This is a genomic window from uncultured Tessaracoccus sp., assembly GCF_947255005.1.
Lineage (GTDB): Bacteria > Actinomycetota > Actinomycetes > Propionibacteriales > Propionibacteriaceae > Arachnia.
Window position 1 is genome coordinate 49594 of sequence record NZ_CAMYFI010000010.1, and the last position, 12905, is coordinate 62498.

At 62.5% G+C, this 12905-nt stretch carries 13 protein-coding genes; 12 read left to right on the top strand and 1 reads right to left on the bottom strand.

Translation table 11 applies throughout. The features are described 5' to 3' along the window. Nucleotides 1–4 precede the first annotated feature (4 nt). The 8 genes from aroC to Q0X61_RS03915 all read left to right on the top strand — a co-directional run bounded on the left by aroC (nt 5) and on the right by Q0X61_RS03915 (nt 8223). The gene (gene aroC / locus Q0X61_RS03880; RefSeq protein ID WP_297740538.1) at nt 5–1189 is read left to right on the top strand and encodes a chorismate synthase; all 1185 of its coding nucleotides are present in this window, start codon (nt 5–7) and stop codon (nt 1187–1189) included. Further along, nucleotides 1186–1680, top strand: coding sequence for a shikimate kinase (locus tag Q0X61_RS03885; RefSeq protein WP_297740540.1), 495 nt, complete (start codon nt 1186–1188; stop codon nt 1678–1680). Before aroC ends, Q0X61_RS03885 begins: the two co-directional genes overlap by 4 nt. Beyond that, a complete protein-coding gene (aroB, locus tag Q0X61_RS03890) occupies nt 1677–2738 on the top strand; it encodes a 3-dehydroquinate synthase (RefSeq protein ID WP_297740542.1) in 1062 nt (353 codons plus the stop codon). Before Q0X61_RS03885 ends, aroB begins: the two co-directional genes overlap by 4 nt. Next, nucleotides 2722–3417 carry a FadR/GntR family transcriptional regulator gene (locus Q0X61_RS03895; protein WP_297740544.1) on the top strand — a complete coding sequence of 232 codons (696 nt, stop codon included), beginning with the start codon at nt 2722–2724 and terminating at the stop codon, nt 3415–3417. The genes aroB and Q0X61_RS03895 overlap by 17 nt, the downstream gene beginning before the upstream one ends. 207 nt (nt 3418–3624) lie before the next feature. Then, complete coding sequence (locus Q0X61_RS03900; RefSeq protein WP_297740546.1) at nt 3625–5316, top strand: L-lactate permease; 1692 nt, start codon at nt 3625–3627, stop codon at nt 5314–5316. An 11-nt stretch (nt 5317–5327) separates the two neighbouring features. Further along, nucleotides 5328–6098 (top strand): (Fe-S)-binding protein, encoded by a 771-nt coding sequence (locus Q0X61_RS03905; RefSeq protein ID WP_297740548.1) that lies wholly within the window; start codon nt 5328–5330, stop codon nt 6096–6098. Beyond that, nucleotides 6095–7567, top strand: a complete 1473-nt coding sequence (locus Q0X61_RS03910) for a LutB/LldF family L-lactate oxidation iron-sulfur protein (protein WP_297740550.1) — start codon at nt 6095–6097, stop codon at nt 7565–7567. The genes Q0X61_RS03905 and Q0X61_RS03910 overlap by 4 nt, the downstream gene beginning before the upstream one ends. Before the next feature lie 2 nt (nt 7568–7569). After that, a complete protein-coding gene (locus tag Q0X61_RS03915; RefSeq protein WP_297740552.1) occupies nt 7570–8223 on the top strand; it encodes a lactate utilization protein C in 654 nt (217 codons plus the stop codon). A gap of 94 nt (nt 8224–8317) precedes the next feature. On the opposite strand, the gene Q0X61_RS03920 is transcribed toward Q0X61_RS03915, so the two are convergent. Then, complete coding sequence (locus tag Q0X61_RS03920; RefSeq protein WP_297740554.1) at nt 8318–8530, bottom strand: CsbD family protein; 213 nt, start codon at nt 8528–8530, stop codon at nt 8318–8320. A 155-nt stretch (nt 8531–8685) separates the two neighbouring features. Here Q0X61_RS03920 and efp point away from each other — a divergent pair, with 155 nt between their 5' ends. The 4 genes from efp to carB all read left to right on the top strand — a co-directional run. Then, nucleotides 8686–9249, top strand: coding sequence for an elongation factor P (efp, locus tag Q0X61_RS03925; RefSeq protein WP_297740556.1), 564 nt, complete (start codon nt 8686–8688; stop codon nt 9247–9249). A 2-nt stretch (nt 9250–9251) separates the two neighbouring features. Continuing rightward, nucleotides 9252–9674 carry a transcription antitermination factor NusB gene (gene nusB, locus Q0X61_RS03930; protein ID WP_297740558.1) on the top strand — a complete coding sequence of 141 codons (423 nt, stop codon included), beginning with the start codon at nt 9252–9254 and terminating at the stop codon, nt 9672–9674. 16 nt (nt 9675–9690) lie between these two features. After that, nucleotides 9691–10143 carry a carbamoyl-phosphate synthase domain-containing protein gene (locus tag Q0X61_RS03935; RefSeq protein WP_297740560.1) on the top strand — a complete coding sequence of 151 codons (453 nt, stop codon included), beginning with the start codon at nt 9691–9693 and terminating at the stop codon, nt 10141–10143. Further along, nucleotides 10143–12905 (top strand): carbamoyl-phosphate synthase large subunit (carB, locus tag Q0X61_RS03940; RefSeq protein ID WP_297740562.1); only part of this gene is annotated, 2763 nt, incomplete at its 3' end. The genes Q0X61_RS03935 and carB, both read left to right, overlap by 1 nt.

A 12905-nucleotide genomic window follows, 5' to 3' on the forward strand; every position in this document is an offset into this window, starting at 1 on the left:
CCGCATGCTTCGTTACCTCACGGCCGGTGAATCGCACGGCCAGTCGCTGATCGCCACGATGGAGGGCATTCCCGCTCACGTTCGTGTGGGGGAGAAGGAGATCGCGCACAACCTCGCCCGGCGGCGACTCGGTGCAGGCCGAGGAGCCCGCATGCAGTTCGAAGCCGATGCGCTGCGCCTGCTGGCTGGGTTCCGCCATGGCGAGACCCTCGGATCGCCGATTGCTATTGAGGTCCAGAACACGGAATGGCCGAAGTGGGAACGAGTCATGGCCCCTGGCGAGGTAGATGCCGACGAGCTCGCGTCGCTCGCTCGTAACGCGAAACTCACCCGTCCGCGTCCTGGTCACGCCGATTTGGTGGGTATGCAGAAGTACGCCTTTGATGAGGCACGCCCCATCTTGGAGCGGGCATCTGCGCGTGAAACGGCTGCGCGCGTTGCGCTCGGCACCGTCGCTATGGCGTTTCTCGACCAGGCCTTGGGCATCAAGGTGCTGAGCCATGTTGTCGAGCTCGGGCCCGTGCGCTCCCAGAAGGCAGAGCGGCCGACGTGGGACGATCTGGAAGCGATCGACGCCAACCCCGTGCGGTGCTTTGATGCCGCCGCATCAGTGGAGATGCAGGCGGAGGTTGAGGCCTGCCACAAGGAGGGCGACACGCTCGGCGGCGTTGTTGAGGTGATCGCCGAGGGCGTGCCTGCCGGCCTTGGGTCGCACATCCAGGGTGATCGCCGGATCGACGCGCGCCTCGCGGGCGCGCTCATGGGCATCCAGGCCATCAAGGGCGTCGAGGTGGGCGACGGGTTCGAGCTCGCCCGTACCCGCGGCTCCAAGGCCCACGACGAAATCCTGCCAGGGATTCGTCGCGCCACCGATCACGCGGGGGGCACGGAGGGTGGCATGTCCACGGGCGAGTTGTTGCGCGTGCGAGCCGCGATGAAACCCATCGCGACGGTGCCCCGCGCGCTTCGAACGGTCGACGTCGCAACCGGCGCCGCCGAGTCCGCTCACCATCAGCGCAGCGACGTGTGCGCTGTGCCGGCGGCGGGCGTCGTCGCGGAAGCGATGGTTGCGCTGGTGTTGGCCGAGTGCGTGATTGAAAAGTTCGGCGGCGACTCCGTCGCGGAGACGCGCCGTAACGCTGCCGCTTACCTTGAGGACATCCGCGAACGGGGGCTAGGGCTGGCATGAGCATGGTGTTCATCGGCGCGCCGGGTGCCGGGAAAAGCTCCGCCGGGAAACGCGTCGCCCGAAAACTTGGCCTCACGTTCGTCGATGTCGATGCTCGTATCGAAGAAGTGCTGGGAAAACCCATCAGCGAGATCTTCGCCGACGAAGGGGAGGCCTACTTCCGCCAAGCTGAAGAGGAAGCTACCCTCGAGTTGCTGGATACCGCGGACGTGGTCTCGCTTGGTGGGGGTGCCGTGATGAACGAACGCATCCGGGAAGCGCTGCAAGGCCACGAGGTGATCTGGCTGAAGGTTTCTGCGGGCCAGGCCGCGCGCCGCGTCGGCATGAATACCGTCCGCCCACTCCTGCTGGGCAACACGCGGGCGACGCTCATCAAACTGCTCGCTGAGCGCACGCCATTGTACGAGGCCTGCGCCACACGAACGATTGAAACCGACGGGCGGGGTACAGCCGAGGTTGCCGACCAGATCGTGGCGGAGCATCAGCAGTGATCACCGTCCATTCCCAGCAGCATCCCTACAATGTGCACATCGGCGCCGGGGTACTCGAGGGCTTCGCGGCAGCCAGCGAGGGAAGCTCCCGTATCGCCGTCATCTTCCCCGAGCATCTACCGCATCTGGCAGACGCCGTCGCAACCCGGGTCGCTGGGCACGTGTTGCGCCTTCCAGTTCCCGACGCGGAGGCAGCCAAGACGGTAACGGTGCTGCAGCACTGTTGGAACGAGCTGGCCAAGGCCGGGTTCACCCGCAATGACTTGGTGGTGGGCATTGGCGGGGGAGCGGTAACGGATCTCGCCGGCTTCGTTGCCTCCACCTGGCTTCGCGGCGTCGCCTACATCTCCGTACCTACGTCCGTGCTTGCGATGGTGGATGCAGCAGTGGGCGGGAAAACGGGCATCAATCTCGAGGCGGGAAAGAACCTCGTCGGCGCGTTTTACGAGCCGCGTGCGGTGTTCTGCGACTTCGACTTCCTGGCCACGCTTCCGTCGCGCGAACTGCGCTCCGGCATGGCCGAAGTGGTGAAGTGCGGCTTCATTCGCGACTCACACATTCTCGCTCTGGCAGCGCGTGATGATCGTCTGGATGTGTCAGGAAGCACGTTCGCGGAACTCGTTTCGCGAGCCATTGCGGTGAAAGCCGACGTGGTTGCCGCCGATCTTCGCGAGGCGACGTCGGTGGGAGACCGAGTGGGCCGCGAATCCCTGAACTACGGTCACACCCTGGGCCACGCTATTGAAACCTGTGAGCGGTATTTCTGGCGCCACGGCGAGGCCATCGCAGTGGGCATGGCTTGGATCGCTCGCGTCTCTCGCCACCTCACGGGCCTCGCTGATGACATCGTCGTTCTCCACGACGAACTCCTGCGCTCTCTGCAACTCCCAACTTCCTATGACGGAGACTTCGCCAAGCTGCGGCACGTGATGAGCCTTGACAAGAAAGCTCGCGGCCAGGCGCTGCGGCTCGTGTGCCTGCGTGAGGTGGGATCGCCAACCATCGTTGTCAGCCCCGACGAGGGCGTGCTGGAAGCGTGCTATGCCGAGCTCGCCTGAAACCGCCGGGGGATATGTCCTCGCGCTCACCCATCTGCAAGAACAGGTGCTCTCCGGAGCGCTCGCGGTGGGCGACCGTCTCCCGGGGGAGCGAGAACTCGCTGCAGAGCTCGGCGTGAGTCGCGGGGCCGTACGCGAAGCCATCCGTGCCATGCAAGCGTACGGCGTGCTGGAATCACAGCCAGGCCCAGGACGCGGCACACGTGTGATCGCGATGCAATCGAAGGCGCTCGGCCGGTTATTCTCCCTCCATCTCGCCACGGCGTCGCAATCGCAGGCAGATCTCATGGAGACGCGCATCGCACTGGAACGTGCGACGGCCAGCCTCGCAGCATCGTCGTCGACGCCGGAGAACCACGCTCGACTGCAGCACATCATCGAGGCGATGGATGGCACCCACGAACTCGCGCCGTACAACGACCTGGACACTGACTTCCATCACTGCATCGCCCAGATCTCGGGCAATCCACTGCTGCGTGACCTCACGGTTGCTATCCGTGAGGCGCTGCGTCGACCCATTTTGCAAGCTTCACTCGGCGTCGAGCGCTGGACGGATATCCGCACCATGCTGTGTACCCAGCACCGAGCGATCTACGAGGCCATCTGCAGCGGCGACGGGGCCCACGCCGCTGATCTCGTTGAACACCACATCCGCGATGCCGCGACGTCGCTGTTCTAAATGCTTCCTCGACTGGGCGCACAACAGATGCCGATTTTGGTCTTTGCACACTCATTTATTGAATCTGGCGTGCGTCCAGTCGAGAGTGCGGCGTCACTCAGGCGGGGAACCTATCCCCAACGCATTGACAAATTGGTCCGACCGTTATAATTTACGACGTGCAGTAGTATTAAAGTGCTGCTGTAGCCAGAACAACGGAGTTCAACCATGACTTTGCTTCAGACATTCGTCCCGGAGACGAACCCTACTGGGCAGCTGTGGCTGTCCGCGCTGTTGGCGTCACTGCCCATTATTTGCATGCTTGCCACGCTGGGAGCGCTGCGGTGGAAGGCCCACTACGCGGCATTGGCGTCGTGGGGCGTCGCACTCATAGTGGCGATTGCAGCGTTCCGGATGCCGGTGGTGATGGCGCTCTCCACAAGCGCGCACGGCATTCTCTACGGCATCTTCCCGATCGTCTGGATTCTGCTCACCGCAATCTGGATGTACGAGGTGACTGTGAAGTCGGGGCGCTTCGAAGATCTTCGACGCACGTTCTTCCTCATCTCAGATGATCCGCGTGTCGTAGGTCTCATCATCGCGTTCAGCTTTGGCGGTCTTCTAGAAGCCCTCGCAGGCTACGGGGCGCCGGTCGCGATCGCCGCTGCCATGCTCATCGCGGTCGGTTTCTCGCCCATTCGAGCCGCCATGGTGGCGCTGCTCGCCAACACCGTCCCGGTGGCATTTGGCGCCGTCGGCTTGCCCATCGTCGTTGCTGCCCAGACGGCTGAACTGGATGTGCTCGCCGTCGCCCCGATCAGCGGACGTATCACCGCCATGCTGAGCCTCATCGTTCCCTTCCTCATTCTGCTGGTGATGGACGGCGCCAAGGGGCTGAAGCAGTGTTGGCCGGTGGGTCTCGTCATCGGTGTTTCATTCGGTATCACCAAGTGGATCGTGAGCTCCACGCCGCTGTTCAACCTGACCGAGATGTTCGCAGCCGTGGTCAGTATCGCCGTCACGCTCGGTTTCCTCAAGTTGTGGCACCCAACCGGCGGCACCGACGCTAAGGGGCGCATTAGCGAGATGATGGCGCCCGAGGTCGAGAAGGATTGGGAGCCCGCCGTCCACGATGACGCGGGTCAGCCTCAGCTCACCACCAACCGAATCGTCATGGCACTGGTGCCCTACCTGATGGTGATCGTGGTGTTCGGCATCGCATCCATCCCCGCGGTGAAGACGTTCCTGAAGTCGCTCGACGTGAGCTTCGCTTGGCCGTTGCTCGGCAACCTGATGGGCCTCGACGGCAGCCCGGCCTCGCACCAGACGTACACGCTGCTGTGGGCCTCGTCGCCAGGCATCTTGCTCGCCATCGTGGCCATCCTGACCGGCATCATTTACAAGATGTCTTTGGGTCAGACCTTCGCCGTACTGTGGGAAAACATGAAGAAGATGCGGTTCTCCGCCCTCACGATTGGACTGGTCGTCGCACTGGCCTATGTGATGGGCGACTCCGGCCAGACGCTCGCCCTCGGCTTCTTCATCGCTGCAGCCGGATCCATTTACGCGGCCCTGTCACCCATCCTCGGCTGGATCGGCACCTACGTGACCGGCTCGGATACCTCCGCCAACATCCTGTTCTCCGGCCTGCAGTCCACCGTCGGTCAGGAGATCGGCCAAGGCAGCCATCTCGGAGTGCAGGGCATGCGTGAACTGCTCGTTGGCGCCAATGCCGCAGGCGGCGTCGTCGGCAAGATGATCTCGCCCCAGTCGCTCACCATCGCCGCTACTGCCATCGGCCTGGTCGGCAGCGAGTCTGTGGTGTTGCGCAAGGTCTTCAAATGGAGCCTCATTCTGCTCGCATTGATGTGCGTCATCGTCGGATTGATGTCGACACCGGTCCTCAGCTGGCTGATCTGAAAGGAATAAGCATGACCACAGCCACACTTCCAGGTGCCGGGATCACGGTGGCACTGTTCGCCACCTGCATCACGGACACCATGAAACCATCCGTTCCCATCGCGACGGTGAAACTGCTCGAACGCCTCGGATGCAAGGTGGAGTTCCCAAAGGAACAGACCTGCTGCGGCCAGATCATGGCCAACACGGGCTACTTCAAGGAAACCGAGGGCACCGTCCGTAACTACGTGAAGAGCTTCGGCGACGCGGAATACGTCGTCGCGCCCTCCGGCTCATGCGTGGCCTCCGTGCACCACCAGCACGAGATGATCGCCAATCATGTGGGCGACGCCGGCCTCGCGCGCGATGCGGCCGCCACCGCGAAGCGCACCTACGACATCGCCGAGTTCCTCGTCGACGTGCTGCGCGTCACGGACGTGGGGGCTTGGTTCCCGCACAAGGTGACCTACCACCCGTCCTGCCACGGCAAGCGCATGCTGAAGCTGGGGGACAAGCCGATGCAGCTCCTGGAAGCCGTCGGGGGCATCACGCTCGTCGACCTGCCCGAGGCCGACCAGTGCTGCGGATTTGGCGGCACGTTCTCACTGAAGAACTCGGACATGTCGGTCGCCATGGCCTCCGATAAGGCTCGGCACGTGATCGATAGCGGCGCCGAGTACGTCGTCGGCGGCGACCACGCCTGCCTGATGAACATCGGCGGCATGCTGCACCGCCAGCATTCCGGCGTACAAACTATCCATCTCGTCGAGATCCTCGCTAGCACCAAGGAGGAAGCGCGATGACCGTCGAACGTTTGACCCCCGCCCCGCCAGAGGGAGCATGGCTCGGCATCCCACCGTTCCCCGAGGCGGTGAAATCTGAACTCGAGAACTCCATCCAGCGCAAGAACCTCCGCCACGCGACGAGCACCATCCGCGCAAAGCGCGTCGTCCGGGCCAGCGAGGTGCCGAACTGGGAGGAGCTACGCACCGCTGCGGAGCAGATCAAGAACCGCGTTGGGCGCCACCTCGATTACTACCTCGAGCAGGCCGAAGAGGCTATGACCAAGGCCGGAATCACCGTCCACTGGGCACGCGATGCTCAAGAGGCGAATGAAATCGTCACGCGCATCGCGAAGCAGAAGGGCGTCGACGAGGTCGTCAAGATCAAGTCGATGGCCACCCAAGAAATCGACCTCAACGAGCACCTCGAGAAGGAAGGCATCGCCGCTTGGGAAACCGACCTCGCGGAGCTCATCGTGCAGTTGGGGCATGACCTGCCATCCCACATCCTCGTGCCAGCCATTCACCGCAACCGTTCTGAGGTTCGCGAGATCTTCGAAGCCGAGATGGGCCGCTACGGCAAGCCAGCGCCCGAGGGCATCAGCGACGACCCGCCCGAACTCACCGCGGCCGCGCGCCTGCACCTGCGGGAGAAGTTCCTCCGCGCAAAGATGGCGATTTCCGGCGGAAACTTCATCGTCGCCGAGACGGGCACGCTCGTCATCGTCGAGTCTGAGGGCAACGGCCGCATGTGCCTCACCCTTCCTGAAACGCTCGTCAGCGTGGTGGGCCTTGAGAAGATCCTCCCCACGTTCGAGGATCTCGAGGTGTTCCTCAAGCTGCTGCCGCGTTCATCCACTGGTGAGCGAATGAACCCCTACACCTCCATGTGGACCGGCGTGTCAGAAGGCGATGGACCACAGGATCTCCACGTCGTGTTGCTCGATAACGGGCGCACCGATGTGCTCGCCGATCCGCTCGGCCGCGCCGCGCTGCGATGCATCCGATGCTCGGCCTGCTTGAACATCTGTCCCGTCTACGAGCGTGCAGGTGGCCACGCCTATGGGTCCCCGTACCCCGGGCCCATCGGCGCCATCCTGAACCCGCAGTTGAGAGGGATCACGTCGAAGGTAGACCAAGCGCTGCCGTACGCCTCGAGTCTGTGCGGAGCCTGCAACGAGGTGTGCCCGGTACGTATTCCGTTCACCGACATTCTCGTAGACCAACGGCGTCGCGTTGCTGAGAAAAAGACCTCGAAGCATCCGACGGTGGAGCAGGGCCTCATGAAGATGGCTGGCTGGGTCATGTCTAAGGGCAGTCATCTCGAGACTGTGCAGCGTGCCTCCAAGACCGCAGGACACGTGTTCGGAAAGAAATGGATTGGCCCACTGCCCGTTCCGCTGGTGAATAAGTGGACGAATGCTCGCGACGTTGAGCCGCCACCCACGAAGACCTTCCGCGACTGGTGGAAGAAGGAGAAGAGGAGCTGACCATGGGAGCAAAGGAAGTGATCCTTGGCAGGGTGCGCAAGGCCCTGGCCGATGTTCCTTCGTCGGAGAAGGAGACGGATATCGCTGTCGAGTGGACGTACGGTCAACCGCTCGGCACGAAGGACGTGCTCGCGGATCTCGTCGAAAAGATTGAGGACTACCGCGCCACCGTCGTACAGGTCAGCGATTCAGCAGTGAAGAAGGCGCTGACCGAGGCACTCAAGACGCTCGGCTCGGAGCATGTCGTGGTTCCTGACGGTGTTCCCGACGGCTGGATTGACGCGGTCAAGGCGGCGAACGTCACCGTGCACCTCGACGAGCCGCAGCTCACCCACGATGAACTCAACGAGATTGACACCGTAGTCACCACCTGCGCCGTGGCGATGGCGGATTCGGGCACCATCGCGCTCGACCATGGCCCCGGCCAGGGCCGACGAGCGCTCAGCCTCTTGCCCGACCGCCACGTCTGTGTGGTGCGTGCAGATCAAGTGGTGAGCGATGTCCCCGAGGGAGTTGCCAGGCTACGAGGCGCAGTGGATGATCGTCGCCCCATCACCTGGATTTCGGGGGGCTCTGCGACGAGTGACATCGAATTGAGCCGCGTTGAAGGGGTACACGGCCCCAGAACGCTGTACGTCATCCTGGTGAAAAAGTAACGACGACCAGTCCGACCCCGACATCGGGGCCATCAAGACAAGTGGGCGCCACCGGCAAGAGCCAGGTGGCGCCCACGTACCGTGATCGACGAAGTCAGTCCTTCTTGTCGAACTTATCGGCAATGTCGTTGAAGGTTTCAGCGGCCTTCTCCTTCAGGTCTTCCACACCCTGCTTGGTCTTCGCGCCAAGCTGGTCGAGCTTGCCCTCAGACTGCAGCTGCTCATTATCGGTGGCTTCACCGATGCCTTCCTTCGCCTGACCTTTGAGGTCTTCGGCCTGGTTCTTGATATCGTCTCCGAGTCCCATGGGCTCTCCTTTCGTCAAGGCGACCAATCGTCACCTTGCAACCCAGCCTATATAGGGCAATCAAAACCGAAGGCTGCCAGGCACGGAGCGCTCGTGAGGATTCCAGTAGACTATTCTTCGGCCTAACACGGGTTCAGTCGAATGAAAGGCATATCGTGGTTGCAGTTTCCACCAACGATCTCAAGAACGGCATGGTGCTCGACCTCGACGGTCAGCTCTGGCAAGTGATGTGGTTCCAGCACCACAAGCCTGGCAAAGGCAACACCGTTGTGCGCTCGAAACTGAAGGCAGTCCTATCCGGCAAGACCGTGGATAAGACGTTCAACGCTGATACCAAGGTGGAGATGGCGACGGTCGATCGTCGCGCTATGCAGTACCTCTACATTGACGGCTCCGATTACGTCTTCATGGACAACGACACCTACGACCAGATCTATGTTCCGGACGTCACCGTCGGTGAAGCGAAGGACTACATGCTGGAAAATCAGGACGCCATCGTCGCGCTGCACGAAGGCACCCCGCTCTTCGTGGAGCTGCCTGCGTCGGTGGAACTCGAAATCACCTACACCGAACCCGGTCTGCAAGGCGATCGCTCCACCGGCGGCACCAAGCCGGCCACTCTCGAAACCGGCAAGCAGATTCAGGTGCCCCTGTTTATCACTCAGGGTGAGCGCGTCAAGGTGGACACCCGCGACGGCTCCTACCTCGGCCGCGTGTGACCGTGGGTGACGTCGATCCCCGTTTCTCGACGCAGACGAAGGCCCGCAAATCCGCGCTAGACATTTTGTTCCAGGCGGACGCGCGGGGCCTGAGCATCCGCGATGTGCTGGAACAGCAGCGAGACCTCGCGGAACGTCCACTGCGCGAGCTCACCGAAGTGATCGTCGAAGGCGTGGCCGAGCACCAGCAGGCCATCGATCAGCGGATCACGGAGTCCTGCACCAACGGCTGGACGTTGCAGCGTATGCCACGTGTCGACCGTAATCTCGCCCGCATGGCCATTTTCGAGATTGACCACACGGATACTCCCGATGCTGTCGTAGTGTCGGAGGTCGTGGAGCTTGCTTCATGGCTGTCGACGAACGAATCGCCAGCTTTCCTCAACGGCCTGCTCGGGCAGGCAGTGAGGACGACCACGGAATAAAGACCGAAAGGTGACCATGCGCCCTGCATTTCTCGTGATGGAAGACGGCCGAATATTTCGAGGTTCAAGCTTCGGACGAGATCGAGAGGCGTATGGCCCGGTGAGGGCATGCACTGCCATGGTCGGCTACCAGGAAGCCCTCACCGACCCCGACGCTGCAGGATCGATCCTTGTGTTCACCACGCCGCACATCGGCAACACTGGGTGGAACGACGAGGACTCCCGCTCAGAGCGCATCCAGGCCTCCGCGGTGATCATACGCGACAAGGCCCCGAAACCGTCGAACTTCCGCTCCACGCGAAGCCTGGACGAAGCCCTCATCGCTGACGACATCGTTGCCCTTACCGAGGTTGACACACGCGCGCTGATGCGTCACCTCAGCCAACACGGTCCCTTGTGGGGCGTGGTGACCACGCGCACCGATACCGATGCCGTTTTGGCCGAACTGCGCGCTCGAAAGGATGCCTGATGCCTCGTCGCAACGATATTTCCACCATTCTCGTGATCGGCTCCGGGCCGATCGTCATCGGCCAGGCCTGCGAGTTCGACTACTCCGGGACGCAGGCCTGTCGCGTGCTCCGCAGCGAGGGCTACCGGGTGGTGCTGGTGAACTCCAACCCGGCAACGATCATGACCGACCCCGATTTCGCAGACGCGACGTACGTGGAACCCATCACACCCGAGTTCGTCGAGCAGGTGATCGCCAAGGAACGCCCCGACGCGCTGCTGGCTACCCTCGGCGGACAGACTGCGCTCAATACCGCCGTCAAGTTGCACGAAACAGGTGTGCTGGAACGCTATGGCGTCGAACTGATTGGCGCTTCTGTCGAGGCGATCCAGCGCGGGGAAGACCGTGACGAGTTTAAACACATCGTCGAGAGCATGGATTACGTTGAAGGCGGCGCACCGGAGGTGGCGCGTTCAGCGAGCTGCCATTCGATGGACGAAGTGCTTCGCGCCGCGGATGAACTCGGCTACCCCGTGGTTGTTCGTCCCAGCTTCACCATGGGCGGCGTGGGTTCAGGCTTCGCCCACGACGAGGCTGAGCTGCGTTCCATCGCCGGCGCCGGCCTGGCTGCGAGCCCAGTCACTGAGGTGCTGATCGAGGAATCGATTCTCGGTTGGAAGGAACTTGAGCTAGAGCTCATGCGTGACAGTGCGGACAACATCGTCACCGTCTGCACTATTGAAAACCTTGACCCGATGGGTGTGCACACCGGCGACTCGATCACCGTCGCGCCTGCCCTCACCCTGACGGCTCCTGAAGTTGAGCGCATGTGCGCCATCGGCCACGGCATCATCCGTGACGTCGGCGTTGAATCCGGTGGATGCAATATTCAATTCGCCATCAACCCCGACGACGGCCGCATGGTTGTGATTGAGATGAACCCCCGCGTCTCACGTAGCTCCGCGCTGGCATCGAAGGCGACGGGATACCCCATCGCTAAGATCGCCGCCAAGGTTGCCGTCGGATACACCCTCGACGAGATCACCAACGACATGACCGGCGTGACGACCGCACTCGAGGAACCCACCGTCGACTATGTGATCGTGAAAGCGCCCCGGTTTGCGTTCGAAAAGTTCCCCGCCGCGGACTCTACGCTCACCACGCACATGAAGTCCGTCGGCGAGACAATGGGCATCGGCCGAACATTCCCTGAAGCGCTGGGCAAGGCGCTGCGTTCACTCGAAAGCCCCGATGCGCCGTTCGACTTCGTGTCCGAGCCTCGCCCCCTCGACGAGTTGTTGCCGCAGCTCGTGCGCCCGCATGACGGCAGGCTGCAGGCCGTGATGGAAGCGCTGCGCGCTGGGGCTAGCGTCGAGCAGGTGTTTGACGCCACCAAGATCGACCCGTGGTTCATCGATCAACTCGTGCTCATACTCGAGATGGCGAACCAGCTTCGCGATGCCGACGAGCTCACACCGGCGTTGCTGTGGCAGGCGAAGCGGCTCGGTATCTCCGACGAGCAGATCGCCCAGATACGCTCCATCAGGCAGGACGTAGTGCGTGGGGTGCGCCACGCACTCGGCATCCGCCCCGCCTACAAGATGGTGGACACGTGCGCCGGCGCTCACCCGGCACGCAGGCCCTACCTCTACTCAACGTATGAGGAGGAGTCGGAGGTACCATCGCGCACCAAGGAAGCAGTCCTCATCCTCGGATCCGGCCCGAACCGGATCGGACAGGGCATTGAGTTCGATTACTCCTGCGTCCACGCAGTGCAGGCGCTTCGCGAGGCCGGGTACGAAACCGTCATGATCAACTGCAATCCGGAGACGGTCTCCACTGACTACGACACGGCTGATCGACTGTACTTCGAGCCCCTGACCATCGAAGATGTGCTGGAGATCTATCACGCGGAGGCGCAAGCGGGTCCGGTTGCGGGTGTCATCTGTCAGCTCGGCGGGCAAACGCCGCTCGGGCTCGCCCAAATGTTGAAAGAGGCTGGCCTTCCCATCGTCGGAACAAGTCCCGAAGCGATTGACCTTGCTGAGGAGCGCGGTGCCTTCGGCCGCGTGCTCGCGAAAGCTCAGCTGATGACTCCGAAACACGGGATGGCGCACAGCCAGTCGGAAGCGCGGGCCATCGCCGCCGAAATCGGGTACCCGGTGCTCGTGCGCCCCAGCTATGTACTTGGCGGGCGGGGCATGAAGATCGTCTACAGCGACACTGCGCTCGACAAATACATCACCGAAGCCGCGAGAGTCAGTGACGACCAACCCGTGCTCGTCGACCGATTCTTGTCCGATGCCGTCGAAGTCGACGTCGATGCGCTCTACGACGGGCAGCAACTCTACGTCGGCGGCATCATGGAGCACATCGAGGAAGCAGGTGTGCACTCAGGTGACTCAGCTTGCGTCCTGCCGCCTATCACACTGGCCGACGCCGCCACCCGGCAGATCTGGGCGGCCACCGAGGCAATCGCCAAGGGCGTGGGTGTGCGAGGACTCATCAACATCCAGTTCGCGCTCCAGGGCGATACCCTCTACGTGCTCGAAGCGAACCCTCGTGCCTCGCGTACAGTACCGTTCGTTTCTAAGGCCACCAACACTTCGTTGGCGAAGGCGGCTGCCTTGATCATGCTGGGGCGCACGATTGATGAGCTGCGAGCCCAAGGCTGGCTGCCCAAGGACGGCGATGGAGCGTTCCCCACACCTGACGGCCCTGTCGCTGTGAAAGAAGCAGTGATGCCGTTCAATCGCTTCCGCACGAGCTCAGGCGTCTTCGTC

Excerpts from the sequence above, each read along its gene's own strand:
- Q0X61_RS03905 (WP_297740548.1), top strand. The coding sequence starts at position 5,328 with ATGACCACAGCCACACTTCCAGGTGCCGGGATCACGGTGGCACTGTTC.
- aroC (WP_297740538.1), top strand. The coding sequence starts at position 5 with ATGCTTCGTTACCTCACGGCCGGTGAATCGCACGGCCAGTCGCTGATC.
- Q0X61_RS03895 (WP_297740544.1), top strand. The coding sequence starts at position 2,722 with ATGCCGAGCTCGCCTGAAACCGCCGGGGGATATGTCCTCGCGCTCACC.
- Q0X61_RS03935 (WP_297740560.1), top strand. The coding sequence starts at position 9,691 with ATGCGCCCTGCATTTCTCGTGATGGAAGACGGCCGAATATTTCGAGGT.
- Q0X61_RS03885 (WP_297740540.1), top strand. The coding sequence starts at position 1,186 with ATGAGCATGGTGTTCATCGGCGCGCCGGGTGCCGGGAAAAGCTCCGCC.
- Q0X61_RS03900 (WP_297740546.1), top strand. The coding sequence starts at position 3,625 with ATGACTTTGCTTCAGACATTCGTCCCGGAGACGAACCCTACTGGGCAG.
- Q0X61_RS03910 (WP_297740550.1), top strand. The coding sequence starts at position 6,095 with ATGACCGTCGAACGTTTGACCCCCGCCCCGCCAGAGGGAGCATGGCTC.
- Q0X61_RS03920 (WP_297740554.1), bottom strand. The coding sequence starts at position 8,530 with ATGGGACTCGGAGACGATATCAAGAACCAGGCCGAAGACCTCAAAGGT.
- Q0X61_RS03915 (WP_297740552.1), top strand. The coding sequence starts at position 7,570 with ATGGGAGCAAAGGAAGTGATCCTTGGCAGGGTGCGCAAGGCCCTGGCC.